Raw genomic sequence first — 21,780 nt, 5'->3', positions numbered from 1 at the left:
ACCGGTGACTACACCTTACAACTGCCGTTTAAGGTGCTTCAGACGCCGCCGGTACAGCTTCATATTTGCCCCGGATTCAACATCATACTGCGCCTGTCCGGCGGCATCCGCCCAGGCCATCAACGCATCAGCACGGTCCGGAAAAACAGCCGCAACACGGCGACAGTATTGCTGCAATGTCTCCCCGGCAGCCCTTGCAAGTTCCGGCTGTTTTCGGCTCAAACGGTCTGACAGGTACTCGGCATCCAGTGAAATCTGATCCCGGTAACGGGGTCTGGGCCGCAGCAGCCACCAGCCAATCACCACCAGTAGAAGCGTAACCGGCAGCAACACCAGCAATACCGATTTAAGATAATCCAGGGTACCCAGCCAGTTTTTCAGTAAGTCTTCCTGACGGCTGTCATACCCCAGCACCCAGCGGTGCCAGCTGTAATTCAGGCTCTGATAACGTAAGCGCAGCTCAGCTAACAGGGCAAACTGCTGCTCCAGCCTGACCATACTGAGCGGCTGATCCGCCAGATAACCGGGAGACTGCTGTAACAGCTCCTCTATACCGTCCAGAACCCGCTCCGGCGCAACCGCACTGGTAGGATCAATCCGTTGCCAGCGGCCATCCAGCCAGGCCTCAACCCAGGCATGGGCATCCCGCTGCCGGATCAGCAGATATTCACTGTAAGGGTTCCATTCGCCCCCCAGATAGCCACCGACAAGACGGGTGGGAATACCCGCCATCCGCAACATCAGCCCGGTGGCACTGGCAAAGTGTTCACAGAAGCCTTCCCGGGTTGAAAAGAAAAACTCATCCACCCGGTGCCCCTGCAACCGGGCCGGCGACAGGGTATAACTGAAATGCTGCCGGTACTGCTGCAGAATCGCCGCCAGAATCTGTTGTTGTGTCAGCCCCTCGGCCAGCCACTGATCCACCTGCGCCCGGGCCCGGGGATTACCCTCCGGCACCTGCAGGTAACGGCGCCTGTCCGCCGTGCTGAGCGTTTCACGGGTATCGCCCTGCAACGGCAGGTTGTAGGTAAAACGTTGTTGTAAGGGTTCAGGCGCTCTGACAGTGCCATCCGGAAACAGCTTCAACCCGCCGGTGCCACGGCTCACCGGCGTTAGCGCAATCAGCCAGGCGCTGCTCGCCGGTTCCGCTATGACCTGATAATCCCCTTCATAGGCGGTATCCGGCAACTGCCTTTGCAGTTCAGCATCATCAATCTGCCAGCGCTGGCCATCAAAATGATCAAAGGTCATCGCCCGCCAGTAACGCATCTGTTCCGGCACCGGATCACCGGAAAAGCTTACCCGGAATGCCATTTCATCAGAACGCAACAGATTACTGATTTCCCCCGGTGCGAGACTGTCTGAAAGCCCGGTGCGTGCAGACGGAGTTGCCAGCTCCAGACTCCACAAAGGGCCTATTCTGGGAAAAATAAGAAAGATCAGGACCGCCAGCGGCAAAGCCTGTAACAGTAGCACACTGGCCGTTTTCAGCGGCTGCCAGCGTACAGTCCACAGGGAAGAAGAATCACTGTGTAAGGTAATCAGGCTGGCTAACAGGACGATGATAGAGAACACCCCGTACGCCCCGGACAGCATACTGGTAGAAAACAGATAGGCAGCGGCAATGATAAAACAGTTCACCAGCACCACCACCCAGACATCCCGCCGGGTGCGCAGCTCCAGTAACTTCAGGGTATTGGCCATCACCAGCAGAATCACCAGACCGAGCAGGGTAGATTTACCCAGTACGCTCAGTGCGGTCACCGTCAGAACGACTAAGACCGCCAGCACTTTCAGCAATCGCGGTGGCTGTGCAATGCCCCGGTTCAGACGCAAACCGGCATACACCAGCAAAACCCCGGCCAGCAATGACATCCATACCGGCATATGCAGCGCCTGAGGCAACATACACAGCACCGTGCTGAAGAATATCCAGCGGCGGGCGTTCAGTGCCGGCAACGCCTCTTTAGGCACGGTTTTCTGATGGGCAAACAGACTCATCACGGCTCCCCGCTGCCGGACGTTCCTGCCGCGCCGGGGCTCAGCGCCAGCTGTTTGAGCACGGTATCCAGATGACTCCGTCCCCGGTCCGGTGAAATTTCTGTACCGCCCAGCCGCACGCCGTAAGTCTGATCCTGAGCGTGATACTGTAATGCCTGCCAGGTCATTTCTGACAGTTTAACCTCCTGGCTGCCGGGCCAGACACTGGCATCCAGCCAGAACTCCTGTCCCTGTTCCGCGGTATAACTGCGGACCTTCAGCCCCTGACCACTGGCCAGTTTCTTCCAGGCAATACGGCTCATGGAATCCCCCGGCTGATAATCATCGAGCCCCTGAAACGCATCAGTCCCGGATAACCGACTGCCAACAGGACGTCCACCCTCTGCCGCTGCCGGTGATAAAGGCGGCGGAAGCTTTGCCTGCAGCGGCTTGGGATACACCAGACAGCGGTTTTGCAGCGACGCCCAGCTCCATGCCCGGAATAACCCCAGCGGATAGCGGGACTCCACATACAGCGCTCCGGCCTCATCCCAGCCCCGCTGCTGTGCCTGTCGGAACAGCGTCAGTCTGACTGTTTCTCCCGCTTCGATGGCCACTGAACGCAAATCCGCATCATGAATCGCCAGGGTAATCTGATTCACCCGGCGGTCCGCCGCCTGTAGCTGATAGGTAAAGCCGATATCCTCGCCGACAAACACCGGATCACAGCGGCCGGTTTCGATCACCACGCCGGACAGGCAGGCATAGGTATGCAGAATCGACACCAGAAAGACTGCCCCAAGCATGAAGCACACCGCATAGGCCAGATTATTCTGATAGTTAATGGCCAGCAGCAGAATCAGCAGGTTTACCCCCAGGTAGGCAAAGCCCGCCCGGGTAGGAAAAATATAAATAACCCGCTGAGTGAGCTCGATATGATGCCCCGATGGATGCCGGGAAATGGCCCAGCGCCGCATCCGCCGCGCCAGCCGCTCTGCCAGAGAGAACCGGGCAAGCATCAGCTGAGCACATCTACCTGAGACAACAGGTAGGTCGCAGGATCGTGTTCGGAACCGGGATGCAGCAACTCCCGACCCACCAGACGGTGCCCGGCAACCGCCGGGAACACCTGCTGAACATCATCCGGTAATACATAGGCCCGCCCCTGCAGAAATGCCCATGCCTTAGCGGCATTCAGTACCGCCAGACTGCCCCGGGGAGACAAGCCGAGACTGAAATGCTGGCTGTCCCGGCTGTACTGTGCCAGCCGCTGTAAATAACTGACCACCGCTGAAGAAACCTGTAACTGACTGACCAGCTTCTGAGCTTCCAGCAGTTGCTCCGGTGTCAGCAGTTGCTGCACTCCGCCAAGCTGATCCGCAGCACCTCCCTGTAGCAGCATTTTTTCCTCAGCTTCAGCAGTGGGATAGCCGATGGATAGCCGCATCAGGAAGCGGTCCAGCTGAGATTCCGGTAACGGAAAGGTACCGTACTGTTCAGTGGGGTTCTGGGTCGCGATGACAAAAAACACTTCCGGCAGAGCATGGCGCTGGCCGTCCAGCGACACCTGCCGTTCTTCCATTGCTTCCAGCAAGGCGCTCTGGGTCTTGGGTGAGGTACGGTTAATTTCATCTGCCAGCAGCAGCTCGGTAAACACCGGGCCTTTATGCAAACGAAAGCCGGACTGCTGCTGATCATAAATGGCACCGCCAAGAATATCCCCCGGCAACATATCGCTGGTGAACTGTATCCGCTGGTAATCAAGTCCCAGCACCTTAGCCAGCGCATGGGCCAGTGTAGTTTTTCCAAGCCCCGGCAGATCTTCAATCAGCAGATGTCCCCGCGCCAGTAAACACGCCAGTGATAAGCGGATAACTTCCGGCTTACCCAACAATACATCATCAATTACCGCTGCCAGTTGCTGCAGTCTCTCCTGCATGGATTATGTCCTTTTCAGTTCAGAAGGCAGTCAAACCGCCGGAAGTATTCTTTTGTCACATATATAGTGCAGCATTGCAAACCTGTTAAATTGGCACACAGAATTTCCCCACCGGCGGCGAAATCTGTGCACATTCAGGATCTTATACGTGGATTATCTGTATATCTCTGTGGCCGGGCTTTTCGCCGGCACACTGGCGGGTATCATCGGCACCGGCTCTTCCATCATTTTGCTACCGGTACTGTTCTACACGCTGGGCGCGCAGACGGCAGTACCGGTCATGGCGGTTGCCGCAGTGCTGGCAAACCTTGGCAGAGTAGCCATCTGGTGGCGGCAGATTCACTGGCACGCAGTATTGACCTATTCAGTCACCAGTATTCCCGCCGCGATGCTGGGAGCCAATACCCTTATCACTCTTTCAGAGCGCAGCGCCAACCTGATTCTCGGCAGCTTCTTTCTGGTCATGTTGCCTTTGCGCCGCCATTTACAGCACAGGCAGTTCACACTGCAACTCTGGCAACTGGGAGTAGCGGGTCTGTTTATTGGTTTCATCACCGGAATCGTCGTCTCTTCCGGGCCACTAAGCATTGCTGCGTTTACCGCCTCCGGGCTGTTACAGGGGCCGCTTATTGCCAGCGAGGCAGCAGCTTCAATGCTGGTCTATCTGGCGAAGTTGGCGGCATTCGGCAATGCGGATGCACTGAATAACCACATTCTGATTCAGGGTGCCGCACTGGGGGGCATTCTGATTATCGGTGCCTGGCTGGGAAAACACATCGTTCTGCGGATGAGTACCGCCCAGTTCAACAGAATTCTCGATTTAATGATGCTGATTGCAGGCTTTTCTCTGCTCATTGCATCCGCATCAAACCATTGAAAAATAAGAACAAATGAAAGCCGCTCACACACTGATAAAATTATATTATTTAAAAATATAAATAATTAATTTTTATTATCAGACAGTTGTTCCTATCATTCTTTTAACCCAAGCATCGCCAATTAGCGCATGCATCACTTCACCATGAATGACAAGACAACTGGTACCCCCATGAAACAAGCTGTAAAAACCGACCTATTCGCATCGAAAGCGCCATTAGAATGGGCCGTCACGGCAAACGGCCATCTGTCTACGGCACAGATTCCGATTAACGCTGAAGGCCAGGTTGTTGAAGGCGGCATTGAGGCACAGGCCCGCCAGACCATGGAGAACTTTAAACATACGATTGAAGCTGCCGGCCTGACCATGGCTGATGTTACCCAGGTACTGATTTACGTGACCCACCGTGATCAGTTGCCGATCTTCAATCAGGTGTATGCAGAATACTTTGAAGCTCCGTTCCCGAACCGGGCTGCCATGATCGTTGCAGGTCTGGCCCGCGAAGAAATGCTGTGCGAGATCGTCGCCTACGCCGCGATGAAAACTCAGCTGGCAAGCTAGCACCAATCGGCAATGGGATGTCACTCCGACCGGACATCTCATTGCCGATTTTTTATATCCTTCCTGTTACGCCCGAATATGCTGCGCACCAGCGACCATGCAGTTTCAGCCCTGACCTTCCTGCCCTGTAAAAGATAATACCGGTAATCAATAGCGCCACTGCTGTCCCGGCGGATACTGTCTTCGCCACTCTGGTTGTCAGTTATATCTGTCATCTTACTGTACCTCTGTCTCAGGCCGGATAATTTTTCCGGGTTTACAAAGGCCAGTTTAAAGACGACAATAGATCATTAATAACGATTTATAATTATCATTTCGTTCGTGAAATACGATTAAACAATCCTGAATTAAACAGTCTTGGATTAAACAGTCTGAACAGGTGACCGGTTATGTCAGCCAATCTTTCCTCTGAACTGCTCAATACGTTCGTTACCGTGGTGCATGAACAGGGCTTCATCAAAGCGTCGGAGCGGTTACATAAAACCCAGTCAACGGTCAGCCAGCAAATCAAAAAACTGGAACAGGAAATCGGTGTCTCCCTGTTCCAGGCAGAGGGCCGCAAACGGGTACTCACCCCTGAAGGCGAGGTATTTCTGGGCCACGCCCGGCGTATTCTCAGCAGCCATCAGGACGCTGTCGCCGCGGTTACCGGCCCCCGCCAGTATCAGCAACTGAAAATCGGTATATCTCAGGCATTATCAGAAACACTGCTGCCATCACTACTGGGACAGTTCAGGCAGGCCAATCCACAGCTGGCCTTAGAAGTACACTGCGGTTTCAGCCAGGATCTGGGTAAAGAATTTGATGCCGGAAATTATGATCTGGTGCTACTGCTGCAACCCCGGCAGAGTGCCCTGACCGGGCTGCAGATCAGCGAAGAGCCGCTGGCCTGGGTGGCATCGCCACAGTTTTATCCACAACCGGGCACGCCCCTGCCGCTGGCATTCCTGTCCCCCCGGTGTCAGTTCCGCCAGCGCGGCATTGATGCACTGGATCAGGCAAATATCGGCTGGCAACAGGTCTACCATACCAGCAGCTTCGCCAGCCTGATGATGGCTGTCCGGGCTGGCCTTGGCATCACCGTCCGCCCGCTGCGCGGCCTCGGTCAGGACTGGCAACTGGCGGACCTGCCCCACCTGCCGGAACTCCCCCCCATGTATATCGAGCTGCGCAGCCGACCATCGGCACCAGCTCAGCAACTGGAAAAACTGCTCGCCCGTCAAAACCTGATCATTAGCTGAGCTGGCGGATTTATCTTTGTTACCCCGGACATCACTTCCGGAACAACGCCACAGCCATCACAGACACTGCAACTTCTACCTGCCAGCCAGTCACAGCTACACTGATAGACAGTAGAACTTTGGTCGCCCCGGTGGATAATTTTTAACCACACTGATTGACATCCATATTAGGCTGATCTAATTTATATATTCCATTTAGTTTTATGCTTATAACCAAATTACAATAAATTCGGTACAGCCTTATGTCAGCCAATGCCAAACCTGCAATTGTCACCGCCTTTTTTGATGAGCCTTCTTTCACCTTCAGCTATGTGATTCAGGACCCGGAATCCAACCACTGTGCAATCATCGACTCCGTGCTGGATTTTGATTATGCCTCCGGCAAAACAAACACCGCTTCCGCCGATGCATTACTGGCCTTCGTCGACCAGCACTCTCTGACCGTAGACTGGATTCTGGAAACCCATGTCCATGCTGATCATGTGTCCGCTGCGCCCTATCTGAAAGCCAGAACCGGCGGCCTTATCGGCATTGGCAAACAAGTCTGCACCGTACAGAAAACCTTCGGCCAGGCATTTAACGCTGAGAAAGAATTTGCCACCAACGGTAGCCAGTTTGATGTTCTTCTGGAAGACAACGACACCATTCAGATTGGCCAGCTGACCGGCCAGGCACTGCATACGCCGGGTCATACTCCTGCCTGCATGACCTATGTATTCAGCGATGCTGCGTTTGTGGGCGATACCCTGTTCATGCCCGATTACGGTACTGCCCGCTGCGACTTTCCCGGTGGTGATGCCGCCATGCTGTACCGCTCAATTCACCGTATTTTCCAACTGCCGGATGAAACCCGCCTGTTCATGTGCCACGACTATAAGGCGCCAGGCCGGGATGAATACGCCCACCAGACCAGCGTAGCCGAGCAGCGCCAGCACAATATCCATATTCAGGAAGGCGTTAACGAAGCCGACTTCGTTGCCATGCGCACCAGCCGGGACGCCACCCTGAGTATGCCCAAACTGATCCTGCCTTCAGTACAGGTGAACATGCGTGCCGGGCATCTGCCCCCTGCAGAGGACAACGGTCAGCATTATCTGAAAATCCCGCTCAACCTGTTCTGATTTCAGGCTAATCATCACCGGATACTTTTAATCCGGACACTCTCTGTGCCGGCTGTACACTGCTGCAGCCGGGTATTACCCGCATCCGGAAACCAGGAGAACGCTCTCATGGACGTACGTCAGCTCAGCCCTTTTATCAGCATAAGCCCGCAAATTACCTCCGCCGATATTGGTCTGGCGGCCGCACAGGGATTCCGCACGATTATCTGTAACCGGCCAGAAAATGAATCTGAAGATCAGCCGGACAACCGGCTGTTAGAAGAAACCTGCCAACGGGCCGGGCTGAGCTGGCATTACTTACCTGCAGAAGCCGGTAATGTTACCGATGCCAACGTTGCAGAATTTGCCACCCTGATGAATCAGGTGCAGGGGCCGGTGCTGGCCTATTGCCGTACCGGTACCCGCAGCGCCACACTCTGGGCGCTGTCGCAGGCTCCCCGCCTGGATGTCGCTGCCATTCTTACAGCCACGGCACAGGCAGGCTACGATCTGGCCCCCCAGAAGCAGCGGATTCTGAACGCAGCGAATCAGCAGGTAAGTGATCAGGAAAGCCAGCCGGTTACTGCCGGCCGACAGCACGATATCCTGATTGTCGGCGGTGGCGCCGGTGGTCAGGCAACGGCAGCCAGCCTGTTAAAACGCCAGCCGGATCTGGACATTGCCATCGCTGAACCCAATACCGAACACTATTATCAGCCTGGCTGGACACTGGTTGGCGGTGGCGTATTCAACCGTAAAGATACCGTGCGTCCAATGGCCGATGTCATGCATCCGGACTGCCACTGGTATCAGGCAGCCGTCAGCCACTTCGAACCGGAACAGCGTCAGTTAGTTCTCGAAGACGGTGAGCGGCTGGGTTACCGCATCCTGATCATCGCCCCGGGACTGACGCTGGATTGGGACGCAATACCCGGCTTACGGGAAAACCTTGGCAGCCACGGTGTAACCTCTAATTATCAGTTCGATATGGCCCCCTACACCTGGGAGCTGATCCAGAACTGCAAATCCGGCAAAGCTCTGTTTACCCAGCCCCCTATGCCGATCAAATGCGCAGGCGCGCCGCAGAAAGCCATGTATCTGGCCTGCGATCACTGGTTACGCACTCAGCGGCTGGACAACATTGATGTGGAATTCTGTAACGCCGGCCCCGGCCTGTTCGGTGTCGCCGACTACGTACCCGCGCTCATGGAATATGTGAAGAAATACAACATCGCGCTGCAGTTTCAGCACACGCTTACCGCTATCGACGGCCCGGGCAAAACCGCAACATTCAGCGTCACCGACGGTGAGGGCGAAAGCAGGGAGATTGAGAAGGCTTTCGAGATGATTCACGTCTGCCCGCCACAAAAGGCCCCGAAGTTTATCAGCAACAGCCCGCTGGCGGACGCCGCTGGCTGGCTGGATCTCGATCCGGAAACCCTGCAGCACAACCACTACGGAAATATCTTCGGCCTGGGAGACGCAGGCAATACGCCGAATGCAAAAACCGCAGCAGCGGTACGAAAACAGGCGCCGGTGGTGGCGGAAAATGTCCTGCTGGCCCTCAAAGGCGAAGCCCCCAGAGCCATTTACGCCGGCTACGGTTCCTGTCCGCTGACCGTTGAGAAAGGCAAAATCGTACTGGCCGAATTTGGTTACGGCGGTAAGCTACAACCGACCTTCCCCACCTGGCTGGTACAGGGTACCCGGCCATCCCGCCTGTCCTGGTTACTGAAAGAAAAGATGCTGCCATGGATCTACTGGAACGCCATGCTGAAAGGCAAGGAATGGCTGGCAGAACCGGAAATTCTCAGCCATCGCCCTACCAAACATGAAGCCTCCGACGCGCTGGATAAATAAAAGGGCGGGCATAAAAAAACGGGAAGCTAAAGCTTCCCGTTTTCTGTATCGCTAAACCTAAGACTTAGCCTTCCGGATTGATTTCCAGTAATTCAACTTCGAATACCAGTGTCGCGTTCGGTCCGATGGTACCGCCAGCGCCAGCCGGGCCGTAAGCCAGGTCAGCCGGGATAACCAGACGGGCTTTACCGCCACTCTTCATCAGCTGAAGACCTTCTGTCCAGCCAGGAATAACGCCGTTCAGCGGGAAGGAAACCGGCTCACCGCGGCTGTAAGAGCTGTCGAACTCAGTACCGTCGATCAGGGTACCTTTGTAGTGCACCATTACAGAATCTTCAGCGGTCGGGCTTTCACCTTCACCTTCGGTCAGGTGCTCGATCTGCAGGCCGGAATCAGTAGTCGTCACATTCGGCTTCTTGGCATTTTCTGCCATGTAGTCCATACCGTCCTGCTTGTTCTTGTCAGCCAGTGCTTCAGCTTCTTTCTGGGCTTCTTCAACCTTCTTCTGCTGCGCTTCCATCAGCACTTTTTCAACTTCTTCGCGGCTCATCAGGCCTTCATCGCCGGCATACGCTGCTTCAACACCGCGGCGCAGTGCATCGTAATCCATTGTTTCGAAATCAGCTTTTAAGCGCTCACCCAGCACCATACCCAGGCCGTAGCTCAGTTTTTTCGTTTCAGTATCCAGAGTGTAAGGCTTCTCTACCGGTGCAGGGGCTTTCTTCTCTTCACCACACCCCACCAGGAACGCACTTGCAACGGCAACAGCAACCAGCGTCTTTTTCATTTCATTTCCTTAGTTTTGTCTGTCCGAGTATCGGAATCGGCAGCTTTCAGCCTGAGATCTCTGCTTAAAAGCATCTGTACAGAATCTGTACGTAAGGCTCAACTTATCATAGCTGCTTCTATATATCCTGCCTTAGTGGGGGCAGGCAGTGAAAAGTTCAACCTAAATGCCAGTTTCTGTATATAAATCAAGCAATGTTTGTAAAAGTCCGGACCACTGCCCCTGCACCGTTTGCAGATACACTTCCAGATTGGCTCTGGCCAGATCATCCGCCGGCAACGAAAGCGCCGGGCAAAGGTCATTCGCCGTTGCCAGGTCGTACAGCATCTGCAGTTCGGTTTTTTCACAGGCCAGTTCCGCCTGCTTAAGCTGTTCATAGGCAGCTTCCAGCCGGTTATCCTGCTGACGTTCCTCACGCACGCTGTAACGCAGCGCCCGCAGTGGCAGCAGGCGCTCGTAATGCCAGTGTTGCAGGGCTTTATCGCTGAACAGTTCCGCCACGACCCCCTGCTGTTGTCTGGCCAGCCACAGACAAAAGATCACCCGGTTAACCGCCAGCCCCTGCTCGGACTGTAGCCGCAGGCACAGAGGCGCAACTCCCGGGCGGCTGTAAAAGGCCAGTGCAAAGCGCCATAAACTGTTATCTGCTGACTGTATTTCCGACATTCTGTGCCTCACTCAAACGCTTATTCACCGGCTGATTTGTGCTAGAATCCGCAGCCAAAATCAGCGCCGGATGTTCACCGGCATCCGATATTAGCCTGCCAGTCCGGTAAGAACCATGATTCAGTTAAACCAGCTCAGCCTGCAACGGGGCCCGCAACGTCTGCTCGAACAGGCCCAGTTGACCATTCACGCCACCCAGAAAGTCGGTATTATCGGCGCGAACGGGGTTGGTAAGTCATCACTGTTTAAGCTGATTCTGGGTGAGCTTCAGGCTGATGAAGGCGACCTTTCGCTGCCGACTAATCTGATTATTGCCCATATGGCACAGGAAGTATCGGACTCCGACCGCAGCGCACTGGAGTATGTGCTCGACGGTGACCGCCGGCTGCGCCATATTCAGCAACAACTGGAAGAAGCCGAAACCAGTGGCAACCATCACCGCAGTGGCGAGCTGCATGCAGAGATGGCAGCGATTGACGGCTACACGGCAGAGTCCCGCGCCTACCAGTTACTGAATGGTCTGAGCTTCAAGCCAACTGATGCCAGCCGTCCGGTGAGCACCTTTTCAGGGGGTTGGCGGATTCGCCTGAATCTGGCACAGGCGCTGATGTGTCACTCTGACATTCTGCTACTCGATGAGCCCACCAACCACCTTGATCTGGATGCCACCATCTGGCTGGAACAGTGGCTGCGCAGCTATCCGGGCACCCTGTTACTGATTTCCCATGACCGGGATTTCCTTGATGCTGTCACCACCCATATCGTGCACATGCACCGGCAAAAAACCGATCTGTACAAAGGCGGTTATTCAGACTTCGAAGTCATGCGTGCGGAACGGCTTGCCCAGCAGCAGGCCCAGTATGAGAAACAGCAACAGCGGATTGCCGAAATCGAAAACTTTGTCCGCCGCTTTAAAGCCAAAGCCTCCAAAGCCAAACAGGCCCAGAGCCGGGTAAAAGAACTGGAACGGATGGAAACCATTTCCGCCGCCCACGTCGACAGCCCGTTCAGCTTCGGCTTTCAGGCCAGCGATAAGATCTCCTTCCCGTTGCTGACACTGGATAAAGCTGATCTGGGTTATGACAAAGCAATCCTCAAGCAGGTTTCCCTGAGTCTGGTGCCCGGCGCCCGTATCGGCCTGCTGGGCCCGAACGGTGCCGGTAAATCCACCCTGATTAAGTCCCTGACCGAAGACCTGCCATTACTCAGCGGTGAACGGAAAAGCGGCGAACATCTGAAGGTAGGCTACTTTGCCCAGCATCAGTTGGAAGCACTGGATCTGGAAGCTTCACCGAGTCTGCACATTAAACGCATAGCTCCACAGGCCAGCGATCAGGAAATCCGTAACTTCCTTGGCAGCTTCGACTTCCATGGTGATCGCGCGCTGGAACCGGTCAAGCAGTTCTCCGGCGGTGAAAAAGCCCGGGTAGCACTGGCACTGATTGCCTGGCAGAAACCGAATCTGCTGCTGCTCGATGAACCGACCAACCACCTGGACCTGGAAGTCCGCCACGCTCTGACACTGGCCCTGCAGGGCTTTGAAGGGGCGCTGATTCTGGTCTCCCACGACCGTCACTTATTACGTAACTGTGTGGATGAATTCCTGCTGGTTGCCGATCAGCAGGTGGCGCCGTTTAAAGGCGACATGGACGACTACCAGCAATGGCTAGCGAACCAGCGCCGGGAAGACAATCAGACTGAACAGCCGGAACGGGAAAACCGTTCTGCCAGCGCCGCTGAACGTAAAGAACAAAAGCGTCTGGCCGCTGAGCGCCGCAGTATGCTCCGCCCATTAAAGAAAGCCACCGAAAAGCTGGAAGCGGAAATGGAAACCCTGGCAGAACAACTGTCAACGGTGGAAGAAAAGCTGGCCGATACCTCTATTTATGAAGAAGCCCGAAAGGCTGAGCTGAAAGATGTGCTGCAGCAGCAGGCCACGCTGCAACAGCGCAGCGAAGCGGTCGAAACCGAATGGATGGAAAAGCTCGAAGAACTGGAAGAACTTGAGCAACTGACCGCCGAATAACAGCTGGGCTCAGGTCACTGAGCCCCCTGCCATTTACGCGACAAACATCAGGCCTCAAACGAGGCCAGTTTAATTCCGAACGTCACAAATACAGCGCCGGTCACCGCTTTCAGTGCCCGCTGCATCACACCTGCCCGGGTAAAACCCATAAACCGGGACAGCAGCATCACCATGCCTGAGAACCACAGCAGATTGATCAGTGAATGAATCAGCACCAGCAGGAAAGCTGACGAAGCCCCCTCGCCCAGCGGTATAAATTGCGGAAACGCCGCCAGATAAAACATCGACACCTTAGGGTTAAGTGCATTGGTCAGAAACCCTTCCACCCAGGCGTGCCTCAGGCTTTGTAACTTTACCGGTGTTTTAACAGATACCGGACCAGCCGTGCCACCGTTGCCTTTCAGCGCAGCCCGCAAGGCATTAATGCCGATCCAGCACAGGTAGGCCGCCCCCAGCATTTTTACGATAAAGAACAGCTGGGCTGACTGCACCAGAATCACCGATATTCCCAGTACCGACAAAGCACCATGAAGGTAAAAAGCGCCGACAAACCCCGCTACGTTGGCAAACCCGGCCGCTTTACCTGACGTGGTGACCGACTTAACAATCAGTACGCCATTTGGCCCCGGTGATATAACCAGCAGTGTCGCGACCAGTGTAAAGGTCAGTATCTGTGCTAAATCCATCTATCCTCCTGCAGCTGAAAACAAAAGCTAAAAACAAAAAAAGCGCCGCGGCATCTGCCAGGGCGCTTTCATTAACAGGCTTAACTTAACTGGCCAGCTTAACTGGCTTTTGCCGGTGCGATTGAATTCACCAGGGCTTCCAGTTCTGTTCGGTTCTCGACGATCTTCTCTAACGCTTCATCTGCGTCTTCCCGGCTGATCTGTAAACGCTTGAACAGTGCACTGGGAATCTCTTCTTCCGGGCCGTCACCCAACCCTTTCGAGCGTAACAGACGGGAAGCGATGTATAACAGGCCGACTTCCTGCTGAGCATCACCCTGATAGTTCGGATCTTGCTGATGGCGTACCGCTTCACAAACTTTGTCCGGCAGTGACCAGCTGTCCAGCAACCATGAGCCAATCTGCTCACGGGTCACGTTCAGTACCTGCTGCTCAATGTACTCAGACGGCATATGCGGGTTCGCCTCAATATACCGGGATAACAGCGAGAAATACGACGGGAATACGTGAGCCAGTACCAGATAACCAAAGTTATGCAGCAAGCCCGCCAGATATACCATCCCCAGCTTAGGCCGCACCGCAACCGGTACCTTCTTACACAGCAGTTCACACAAGGCCGCGGTATACACCGCCTGCTGCCAGAACGGTACACCTTCGCGAGGAGTATCATCCGGCACCGCCAGGGTCTGCCCCATCGCAACACCTAAAGCCAGATTCAGTACCAGATCAAAGCCCAGTACCCGTACCACGGCATCATCAACAGACTGCACATCCGTTGGCGCTGCATAATACGGAGATGCGGCCCAGCTCATTACCTGAGCCGCCAGACTCGGATCAACCCGTACCAGCGGTACCAGGTCATCAATCCCGGCGATCGGGTCAGAACGCAGGGCAATCAGTTTCTTCATGGACAACGGCAACGCCGGCATCCCCAGTGTATCTTCCAGACGCTGCTTCACCCGCAGGCTGGTAAAACGCTCCACCGCCTGGGTAATAACCTTGGTATCGCTGCCGCCAGGCTGGGCATTGCTGATAGACGTAGTAGTCAGCGCCAGCGCCTTAAGCACCACAGGCTGCTGAATCCAGTGACGGCGAATTTCAAATACCCGGCCGGTATAAGGCTCAACGGCTTCAATGACATCAAGATCATTCAGGCCGGCATCCATATAGACCTTCAGGCCCATCAGCTTTTGCAGACCTTTTTCGGTTTTCAGTGCCGCCTGACCAAAAAACTTGATCGCTTCGCGGCTGCGCAAAGGTTGCAGACGTAGCTCTGAATGGTTCCAGATGCTGACCAGATCCAGTAACTGATCAGACGGCACCAGTACCAGCGCTTTCGTGCTGGTATCGTGCACCATAAGGATGCGATATTTAGGCTCATCAGCGTGAGCGGGTTGCATTGATTGCATACTGTGAGTCGCCAAAGCCATCTCCATCCACCAGTTTATTCAGGCTTTTCAATTCAGGCCGCTAAAGTTTGCGGTTTAGTTAACCAGACTACAAAGTCAGCCCGGCAGTGTCCATGCTCAGCCTCCCAGTTTGGGGGCTAAAACCCAGCACAACCGGGTGATTAACCGACAGACAGGGTATCGGTCACCCCGGGCATTTCATGAGCAAAAAATAACCGGACGAAAAAAAAGCACTTCTGTTCGGAAGTGCTTTTTCTGATCAGAGAATCTTTATTCCTCAGACGCGGGTAAGTTTGTATACCGCCGGCAGGGACTTCAGTTTACGCATCACCCGGGCCAGATGGATCCGGCTGGTAACGGTGATATCCATGTGCACAGTACTCAGAGGCGAGTCTGTCTCGGTAATATCAATCTTAAAGACGTTGGAACCTGCACCGGCTGCAGTGGTTGCCAGCGAAGCAATCAGGCCTCTGGCCGGCTCAACCTGCAGATCAAGATTCACAGTGAATTCTTCATCAATGGTCGCCGACCATTCCAGATAAACACATTTCTCAGCGTCATCTTTCATAAAGGCGATGTTGCGGCAGTCAGTGCGGTGAATAACCAGCCCTCTGCCAGAGGAAATATGGCCTGTAATCTTGTCCCCTGGGATCGGGCCGCAACAACGGGCATAGTGCATGACCATGCCTTCTGTGCCCTTGATGGCAAACGGTTTGTCGCTGGTAACAGGGCCCAGATCTTTACTGCCCTCGTCCTCATCAGAACGAGGCCGCAGGCGACGTGCCACCACGTAGGCCATGCGGTTACCCAGGCCAATGTCCACCAGCAGATCATCCAGGCTGTTAAGCTGCATCTCTTCCAGCAGTGTCTGCAACCGGGTCGGATCGACCTCATCCACCGAGGTACCGAAGTTACTCATGAACTGATTCAGCAGACGACGGCCCAGCTCGACGGATTCATCACGCTGCTGTTGCTTAACAAAGTGACGGATCGCTGAACGTGCCTTACCGGTCACCACAAAGTTCATCCAGGCGATGTTAGGACGGGCACTGGCAGTGGTAATGATTTCCACGGTCTGGCCACTTTCCAGTGTCTGGGATAACGGCGCCAGCCGGCGGTTAATCCGGCAGGAGATACAGGAGTTACCCACATCCGTATGAACGGCATAGGCGAAGTCCACCGCAGTGGCCCCCTGTGGCAGTTCGTAAATCCGGCCTTTCGGTGAGAATACATATACTTCGTCGGAGAACAGGTCGGTTTTTACCGTTTCAATGAACTCCATGGAATCGCCGGCACGCTTCTGCATTTCCAGCAGGCTCTGCACCCACTTACGGGCACGGTTATAACCGTCCACCGCACTGCTGGAATCCCCGTAAATCTTGTAATGGCTGTGCTCCGCAATACCCTGACTGGCAACCGCATCCATTTCTTTGGTGCGGATCTGTACTTCAATGGTGATATTACGGGCGCCGAATAAATCTGTGTGCAGGGACTGATAGCCGTTGGCTTTAGGAATGGCGATGTAATCTTTGAATCGCCCGGCAACCGGCTTGTACAGGCTGTGAATAACCCCCAGTACCCGGTAACAGTCATCAACACTTTCGGTCACGATCCGAAAAGCAAACACGTCCATGATTTCCTCAAAGGACTTACCCTTGCTCTTCATCTTGCTGTAAATGCTGTAGAGGTGCTTTTCCCGGCCGGATACCACTCCGCCAAAGCCTTCCTGACTCAGGCGGCTGCGGATGGATTCTTCAATGCTGGAAATAATATCCTTGCGCTGACCACGGGCCTGTACCACCGCCCGGCGAATGTATTTGGAGCGCATCGGGTGATACGCCTGGAACGCCAGATCTTCCAGTTCCAGCTGCATATCCCGCATACCCAGACGGGCTGCGACCGGCGCATAAATATCCAGCGTCTCACGGGCAATACGGCGTTGTTTCTCCGGTGGCATGGCCCCCAGGGTACGCATGTTGTGCAACCGGTCCGCCAGTTTCACGAGAATAACCCGGATATCCACCGCCATTGCCATGACCATCTTCTGGAAGTTTTCCGCCTGCGCTTCTGCACGGGTTTCAAACTCCAGATGGGTCAGCTTACTGACCCCGTCAACAATGTCGGTGACCTGATCACCGAACTGACCGGCCAGACCGTCACGGTTTACTTCCGTATCTTCAATCACGTCATGGAGCATCGCCGCCATCAGGCTCTGATGATCCATATGCATGCCCGCCAGAATAGACGCCACCGAAAGCGGGTGGGTCACATACGGCTCACCACTTTTACGCCGCTGGCCATCATGGGCCTGTTCTGCGTAAAAATACGCCCGCCGCACGGCCCTGATCTGCTCGAGATCAAGATAGCCGGATAACCGGTCAGAAAGCGCATCAATGGTTGGCATCAGGTACTCCTGCATGATTTACGGATAACTTACTGTTAAAACTACAAAACTACACCTGTATTGTGCAAGTGCTAAATACTCTAAAACAGAGGATTTACGCCCGGAATATCAGCTTAGCAGCAATATGGGCAGATTTCTGACTGTATAACGACGCCAAACGGCGTACTGGCGGGTCATTCCGGTTACTTATTTTGGCAGCCGGAAATAAAAATGGCCGGTAAAAACCGGCCATTTTTAACTGAGTCATCAGGGGATGCTGTAAACGGTGTTTTCAGCGACTCACCTGACGATTGCAGGAAGTAAGCAGTTACGCTTCTTCGACTACATCAATTGTTGCTTTGCTGACATGCTCTTCAGCAATTTCACGCAGCGCAACAACAGTCGGCTTGTCATTTTCCCACTCTACCTTTGGCTCTTTACCGCCGGTAGCTAGTTGACGGGCACGCTTGGACGCAAGCATGACTAATTCAAAACGGTTGTCTACGTGTTCCAGACAATCTTCAACGGTTACGCGAGCCATTCGGGACCTCGGTACTTTCGTACGTAAAAAAATGTATAAAAATTGACCCGAAAGTTTACCTAAGTGCGCTTAAGCTGACAAGAGCCCGGCCAGTAAACCCTGATGCTTTCGCTGCTGACGGTTTAATGTCAGACGCTGACCGGCAAATACCGACTGTAATTCACCCAGTGCAGTCTGGAAATCATCATTGATGATCAGGTAATCAAACTCACCGTAATGGCTCATTTCGCTGATCGCCTGAGACATTCGGTGCTCAATGACCTCTGCGGCATCCTGACCGCGGCCGGTAAGACGTTCACGCAGGGCTTCAGTTGATGGTGGCAGAATAAAGACAGATACGCTCTCCGGCATCAGGCGGCGAACCTGCTGGGCACCCTGCCAGTCGATTTCCAGAATCACATCCAGCCCCTGCTCCAGTTGCTGCTCCACCCAAACCTGAGATGTACCGTATTTATTGGTGAACACTTCAGCATATTCAAGAAACTCACCACGGCCGATCATCGCATCGAAGTCGCTCAGGGTAACAAAGTTATAATCTTTGCCATCCACTTCGCCCGGACGCATGTCACGGGTGGTATGGGAAACCGATACACAGATCTGCTGATCCTGTTCCAGTAACGCCTTTACCAGACTGGTTTTACCCGCGCCGGACGGCGCAGAAACGATATAGAGGGTGCCTAACTTGCTCATGGGGAAGAACTCTCGAACATTAAAAATGCAGGCATTGTAAAACAATCCCCGATGGGCGGACAGCATTAGCCACCGCACCGGGGACCCCGTCAGGGTTCCTGGCTGCCCGCGAGCCGGTTAACAGCGCTCGCAGACCTCACTGTTCAGCGGTTTGCCGGTGGCTATCCGGGTTTTGCGTCAGGGCAAACAACATGCCCTTTTCTACCCAGATTTTGACCGGTAAACCTTTTCCGTAAGCAATCACCGGCGCTTCACCCCGGCCAATATCCGGCAGCGGACCAAACACCTCAGGCTGATAATCCACCTGATACCAGGTTTGTTCCTCACCATTCACATCTTCAACCCGGAACTGAGCAGCCCGGATACTGCTCAGGGAGCAATACCGGGCACCCTGAAACACTTCCCTGCCCAGCAGGCTGGAAAGCACCGGCTCGAACTGCAGCTGGGTAAAATACCCGCTGAGTTTCGGAAAACTGCTGCCACGGGTTTCCAAGGGTCGGCGATTGAAATGGTTATACGCCACTTCCGCCGCGATCTCATGGGCTTTCGGATAAGGCCCGCTGGCAATGTGCGGCCACCACAGTTGCACAGCCAGTAACAGCAGCGCACAACAACCGAACAGCCAGCCGCCATACTGTTTAAACTGCTGCCGGCCTGAGAAAGACTCACGGGCCACGGACTGTGCCGGCACCTGCATTGCCTGTAAGCGCTGCAGCTGCTCCGGTGTCAGCTCAATGCGCTGATAATAATCATGCACCATCTGTTTCAACGGTTTTTCACTGTGCTGAGTCATAAACTCACCCCGCAATTATTCTCCCTGGCCTTGCTCTGATGCAAGCGCTGCCGCAAGCGGTGTATTTTAGATAACACGGTGCCCTTTGGTAATGCCATCAGGGTCGCCACTTCCTGAGTGCTGTAGCCCTCCACCGCCCAGAGGAACAGCATTTCACGTTCCTGGTCATCCAGCATGTTCATCAGGTAATTCACCTGACGTTCGTTCACCATCACCGTTTCCAGCACTTGCAGATCATAATCAGCAGCCTCTCTGTGCTCATCCTGTAACGGAGTGCTCTGCACCTTCTGATCCCGGCGGTAGATATCGATATAACGGTTACGGATACTGGTAAACAAATAAGGGATCGGATCATCGAACTGTTTAACCGGCGGCTCCAGAAAGCTCGCCAGCGCGCTTTGCACCAGGTCAAAGGCATCATCCCCATGACGGCATAAAGACACCGCATACCGGTGTAGGCGATTAAGCTGGGCCTGATCAATCATGGGCCACCAGCCACTGCCGGACTAACCAGCTCTGCAGGGTTTCGCTGACCGCCAGACCACGGGCTGAAAAGTTTTCTGCCACATCGGTCAGCAACACATGATCAATATTGTTTAGCATACCGGCCTCTTCAGCGGTCGCTGCCAGTGCAGCAATGTGCCAGCCCTGCCTTGCCGAGCGCTGCATACTGATCACCAGATTAAAGGCACCATGCTGGAGCTGAAAGTCACCCTCCGGCTGGCGATGCCACAACCACAAGTCATGAATGTTATGCTCGCACTTCAGCTGCTGTAAGCTCCGGGGCGTGCAGACCCGCAGCGTTTCAAGCTGCTGCTCATCGCTCTGCATCAGCGCTTCACCACTCAGTACAACCTCTAATGGCGCAAAGCGGGCGGCCTGTACACACCACTCAAATGCGGCCATTTCGGCCACGTAGGGCAGTTCCTGCAACGGCTGACAGTCACGCAAAAAGTCCGCGAACTGATCCCCAAAGGTATCAAGATCCGCGGCAACTGCCGGATACCGGGTAACATAATCACCTGCATAGGCGGCAAACGCAGCATTTCCCAGCAACTGTTCCACCACAGGAAAGGTCACCTGCAATGCCCGGATGCGCCCTTCCCGGGTATTGTTCCGGTAAGCGTCCAGCACTGTTGCCGGTGAAACGTTACCGGCCGCCTGCCAGTCACGGGTATCCGCCCGTTCCTGCAAAGCATCGTTTAACAACTGCGGCCAGTGCTGAGGAGAAAAAGCATCACCATCCGGCAGATTATGAACTTCCACTAAGCCACCTCCCGCTGTTGTAAAATCTGATCCGCCCGGGCAGCCTCTTCCAGCAGACGGGGCAGTTCAGGAATATCATTGTCCCATTCAATCAGCGTGGGCCGCGCACCGGTTCTTGCGACAGTGTCAGCGAACAGCTCCCAGACATCCGGCCAGACCTCTTTGCCATGGGTATCCAGCGCGCCCCAGTCAGTTTTCTGATATCCGCCAAGATGCATCTGACGAATCCGGTCTGCCGGTAAGTAACCGATCTGTTCCCTGGGATCATCACCGAAGTTGATGCTGTTCACCTGAAAGTTATTCACATCCAGCAATAAATCACAGTCCGCCAGCTCTGCCACCAGCGCCAGAAACTGCCCTTCAGGCAAGCCGGCCACCGGAGGCCGTAAGTAGGTAGAGAGGTTTTCCAGCAGAATCCGCTGTTCCAGATAGTCCTGAACCAGACAAATTCTCGCCGCCAGATGTTCAGCATAAGCTTCGGTCATCGGCAGAGGCAGTAAATCATGGCTGTGAGCATTGCCATGGCTGCAAAAACAGGCGTGATCGGAAATCCAGGCAGCACCGGTATCCTGTGAGAGACGCTTAATCCGCTCCAGATAGACAAAATCCAGCGGGTCATTACCGGCCAGATTCATCGACACACAGTGCAGTGCAACCGGGTAACGTTCTGCCAGCGCCATCATCCGGTGATAATCCAGATTGCCGGTATGCAGATGATTATCTGCCAGCAATTCCAGCCAGGCCACATCCGGCTGTTCCGCCAGTAACTGATCGATATGCGGCCAGCGTAAACCTATCCCGGCACGGGCGGGTAGCGATCCCATCAGTTGATGATTACTCAATCCTGACTCCTTCGGTATGCATATGCTCTCTGAAGCGTTCGTGGATACAAGCGCTTGTAACAGCATAGTCACACGGCGGTGTTACTTACCCGGAAAAGCTGGCAGCCTCGCTCCGCCAGCCTCCGGGCAGGAA

Annotated in this window: 21 protein-coding genes; 6 read left to right on the top strand and 15 right to left on the bottom strand. The window is 54.5% G+C overall.

The features are described 5' to 3' along the window. Positions 1-15: 15 nt before the first annotated feature. Genes JYB63_RS18955 through JYB63_RS18945 form a run of 3 tightly spaced genes read right to left on the bottom strand, consistent with a single transcriptional unit; the run spans position 16 to position 3,919 of the window. On the bottom strand, positions 16-2,001 hold the full coding sequence (locus tag JYB63_RS18955) for a transglutaminase TgpA family protein (RefSeq protein ID WP_205659497.1): 1,986 nt from the start codon (positions 1,999-2,001) through the stop codon (positions 16-18). Beyond that, entirely contained in the window at positions 2,001-2,999 is a 999-nt protein-coding gene (locus JYB63_RS18950; RefSeq protein WP_205659496.1) for a DUF58 domain-containing protein, read from the bottom strand. Before JYB63_RS18950 ends, JYB63_RS18955 begins: the two co-directional genes overlap by 1 nt. Beyond that, entirely contained in the window at positions 2,999-3,919 is a 921-nt protein-coding gene (locus JYB63_RS18945; protein ID WP_205659495.1) for an AAA family ATPase, read from the bottom strand. Before JYB63_RS18945 ends, JYB63_RS18950 begins: the two co-directional genes overlap by 1 nt. A 148-nt stretch (positions 3,920-4,067) precedes the next feature. On the opposite strand from JYB63_RS18945, the gene JYB63_RS18940 reads away from it, so the two are divergent. Both JYB63_RS18940 and JYB63_RS18935 read left to right on the top strand, forming a co-directional pair. Next, complete coding sequence (locus JYB63_RS18940) at positions 4,068-4,796, top strand: TSUP family transporter (protein ID WP_205659494.1); 729 nt, start codon at positions 4,068-4,070, stop codon at positions 4,794-4,796. A 171-nt stretch (positions 4,797-4,967) separates the two neighbouring features. Continuing rightward, positions 4,968-5,357 (top strand): RidA family protein, encoded by a 390-nt coding sequence (locus JYB63_RS18935; protein WP_205659493.1) that lies wholly within the window; start codon positions 4,968-4,970, stop codon positions 5,355-5,357. Positions 5,358-5,395: 38 nt separating this feature from the next. Here the strand turns inward: JYB63_RS18935 and JYB63_RS18930 are convergent, their stop codons facing one another. After that, positions 5,396-5,572, bottom strand: a complete 177-nt coding sequence (locus tag JYB63_RS18930; protein WP_205659492.1) for a hypothetical protein — start codon at positions 5,570-5,572, stop codon at positions 5,396-5,398. 174 nt (positions 5,573-5,746) lie between these two features. On the opposite strand from JYB63_RS18930, the gene JYB63_RS18925 reads away from it, so the two are divergent. The 3 genes from JYB63_RS18925 to JYB63_RS18915 all read left to right on the top strand — a co-directional run bounded on the left by JYB63_RS18925 (position 5,747) and on the right by JYB63_RS18915 (position 9,558). Further along, positions 5,747-6,598 (top strand): LysR substrate-binding domain-containing protein, encoded by an 852-nt coding sequence (locus tag JYB63_RS18925; protein WP_205659491.1) that lies wholly within the window; start codon positions 5,747-5,749, stop codon positions 6,596-6,598. 242 nt (positions 6,599-6,840) lie between these two features. Further along, positions 6,841-7,719 (top strand): MBL fold metallo-hydrolase, encoded by an 879-nt coding sequence (locus tag JYB63_RS18920; RefSeq protein WP_205659490.1) that lies wholly within the window; start codon positions 6,841-6,843, stop codon positions 7,717-7,719. A 108-nt stretch (positions 7,720-7,827) separates the two neighbouring features. After that, the gene (locus tag JYB63_RS18915) at positions 7,828-9,558 is read left to right on the top strand and encodes a bifunctional protein tyrosine phosphatase family protein/NAD(P)/FAD-dependent oxidoreductase (RefSeq protein ID WP_205659489.1); all 1,731 of its coding nucleotides are present in this window, start codon (positions 7,828-7,830) and stop codon (positions 9,556-9,558) included. Positions 9,559-9,622: 64 nt separating this feature from the next. On the opposite strand, the gene bamJ is transcribed toward JYB63_RS18915, so the two are convergent. After that, positions 9,623-10,345 (bottom strand): BamJ family beta-barrel-assembly machinery protein, encoded by a 723-nt coding sequence (gene bamJ, locus JYB63_RS18910; RefSeq protein WP_205659488.1) that lies wholly within the window; start codon positions 10,343-10,345, stop codon positions 9,623-9,625. Positions 10,346-10,507: 162 nt separating this feature from the next. Continuing rightward, positions 10,508-11,011, bottom strand: coding sequence for a TIGR02444 family protein (locus JYB63_RS18905; protein WP_205659487.1), 504 nt, complete (start codon positions 11,009-11,011; stop codon positions 10,508-10,510). A 115-nt stretch (positions 11,012-11,126) separates the two neighbouring features. Between JYB63_RS18905 and JYB63_RS18900 the strand changes: the two genes are divergently transcribed. Continuing rightward, on the top strand, positions 11,127-13,037 hold the full coding sequence (locus JYB63_RS18900) for an ATP-binding cassette domain-containing protein (RefSeq protein ID WP_205659486.1): 1,911 nt from the start codon (positions 11,127-11,129) through the stop codon (positions 13,035-13,037). Positions 13,038-13,084: 47 nt separating this feature from the next. Here the strand turns inward: JYB63_RS18900 and JYB63_RS18895 are convergent, their stop codons facing one another. From JYB63_RS18895 to JYB63_RS18855, 9 genes are all read right to left on the bottom strand, one after another. Beyond that, a complete protein-coding gene (locus JYB63_RS18895) occupies positions 13,085-13,723 on the bottom strand; it encodes a LysE family translocator (protein WP_205659485.1) in 639 nt (212 codons plus the stop codon). A 98-nt stretch (positions 13,724-13,821) separates the two neighbouring features. Continuing rightward, a complete protein-coding gene (locus JYB63_RS18890) occupies positions 13,822-15,147 on the bottom strand; it encodes an HDOD domain-containing protein (RefSeq protein WP_374730442.1) in 1,326 nt (441 codons plus the stop codon). Between the two features lie 262 nt (positions 15,148-15,409). After that, on the bottom strand, positions 15,410-17,536 hold the full coding sequence (locus JYB63_RS18885) for a RelA/SpoT family protein (RefSeq protein WP_205659483.1): 2,127 nt from the start codon (positions 17,534-17,536) through the stop codon (positions 15,410-15,412). Between the two features lie 307 nt (positions 17,537-17,843). Further along, positions 17,844-18,056 (bottom strand): DNA-directed RNA polymerase subunit omega, encoded by a 213-nt coding sequence (gene rpoZ / locus JYB63_RS18880; protein ID WP_205659482.1) that lies wholly within the window; start codon positions 18,054-18,056, stop codon positions 17,844-17,846. Positions 18,057-18,125: 69 nt separating this feature from the next. Further along, the gene (gmk, locus tag JYB63_RS18875) at positions 18,126-18,746 is read right to left on the bottom strand and encodes a guanylate kinase (protein WP_205659481.1); all 621 of its coding nucleotides are present in this window, start codon (positions 18,744-18,746) and stop codon (positions 18,126-18,128) included. Positions 18,747-18,882: 136 nt separating this feature from the next. Beyond that, a complete protein-coding gene (locus tag JYB63_RS18870) occupies positions 18,883-19,539 on the bottom strand; it encodes a hypothetical protein (protein WP_205659480.1) in 657 nt (218 codons plus the stop codon). Further along, the gene (locus JYB63_RS18865) at positions 19,536-20,024 is read right to left on the bottom strand and encodes an RNA polymerase sigma factor (RefSeq protein ID WP_205659479.1); all 489 of its coding nucleotides are present in this window, start codon (positions 20,022-20,024) and stop codon (positions 19,536-19,538) included. The genes JYB63_RS18870 and JYB63_RS18865 overlap by 4 nt, the downstream gene beginning before the upstream one ends. Beyond that, entirely contained in the window at positions 20,017-20,805 is a 789-nt protein-coding gene (locus tag JYB63_RS18860) for an HvfC/BufC family peptide modification chaperone (protein ID WP_205659478.1), read from the bottom strand. Before JYB63_RS18860 ends, JYB63_RS18865 begins: the two co-directional genes overlap by 8 nt. Continuing rightward, positions 20,805-21,647 (bottom strand): MbnB/TglH/ChrH family RiPP precursor modification enzyme, encoded by an 843-nt coding sequence (locus tag JYB63_RS18855; RefSeq protein WP_205659477.1) that lies wholly within the window; start codon positions 21,645-21,647, stop codon positions 20,805-20,807. Before JYB63_RS18855 ends, JYB63_RS18860 begins: the two co-directional genes overlap by 1 nt. Positions 21,648-21,780: the final 133 nt, after the last annotated feature.

Source organism: Aliamphritea spongicola, from assembly GCF_017051665.1.
Lineage (GTDB): Bacteria > Pseudomonadota > Gammaproteobacteria > Pseudomonadales > Balneatricaceae > Amphritea > Amphritea spongicola.
The sequence above is the reverse complement of the archived record's forward strand: the minus strand, read 5'-3'. Positions and strand labels throughout refer to the sequence as shown.

Coding starts and splice junctions, on each gene's coding strand:
- JYB63_RS18955 (WP_205659497.1), bottom strand. CDS start 2,001: ATGAGTCTGTTTGCCCATCAGAAAACCGTGCCTAAAGAGGCGTTGCCG.
- JYB63_RS18950 (WP_205659496.1), bottom strand. CDS start 2,999: ATGCTTGCCCGGTTCTCTCTGGCAGAGCGGCTGGCGCGGCGGATGCGG.
- JYB63_RS18945 (WP_205659495.1), bottom strand. CDS start 3,919: ATGCAGGAGAGACTGCAGCAACTGGCAGCGGTAATTGATGATGTATTG.
- JYB63_RS18935 (WP_205659493.1), top strand. CDS start 4,968: ATGAAACAAGCTGTAAAAACCGACCTATTCGCATCGAAAGCGCCATTA.
- JYB63_RS18930 (WP_205659492.1), bottom strand. CDS start 5,572: ATGACAGATATAACTGACAACCAGAGTGGCGAAGACAGTATCCGCCGG.
- JYB63_RS18925 (WP_205659491.1), top strand. CDS start 5,747: ATGTCAGCCAATCTTTCCTCTGAACTGCTCAATACGTTCGTTACCGTG.
- JYB63_RS18920 (WP_205659490.1), top strand. CDS start 6,841: ATGTCAGCCAATGCCAAACCTGCAATTGTCACCGCCTTTTTTGATGAG.
- JYB63_RS18915 (WP_205659489.1), top strand. CDS start 7,828: ATGGACGTACGTCAGCTCAGCCCTTTTATCAGCATAAGCCCGCAAATT.
- bamJ (WP_205659488.1), bottom strand. CDS start 10,345: ATGAAAAAGACGCTGGTTGCTGTTGCCGTTGCAAGTGCGTTCCTGGTG.
- JYB63_RS18905 (WP_205659487.1), bottom strand. CDS start 11,011: ATGTCGGAAATACAGTCAGCAGATAACAGTTTATGGCGCTTTGCACTG.
- JYB63_RS18900 (WP_205659486.1), top strand. CDS start 11,127: ATGATTCAGTTAAACCAGCTCAGCCTGCAACGGGGCCCGCAACGTCTG.
- JYB63_RS18895 (WP_205659485.1), bottom strand. CDS start 13,723: ATGGATTTAGCACAGATACTGACCTTTACACTGGTCGCGACACTGCTG.
- JYB63_RS18885 (WP_205659483.1), bottom strand. CDS start 17,536: ATGCCAACCATTGATGCGCTTTCTGACCGGTTATCCGGCTATCTTGAT.
- rpoZ (WP_205659482.1), bottom strand. CDS start 18,056: ATGGCTCGCGTAACCGTTGAAGATTGTCTGGAACACGTAGACAACCGT.
- gmk (WP_205659481.1), bottom strand. CDS start 18,746: ATGAGCAAGTTAGGCACCCTCTATATCGTTTCTGCGCCGTCCGGCGCG.
- JYB63_RS18870 (WP_205659480.1), bottom strand. CDS start 19,539: ATGACTCAGCACAGTGAAAAACCGTTGAAACAGATGGTGCATGATTAT.
- JYB63_RS18865 (WP_205659479.1), bottom strand. CDS start 20,024: ATGATTGATCAGGCCCAGCTTAATCGCCTACACCGGTATGCGGTGTCT.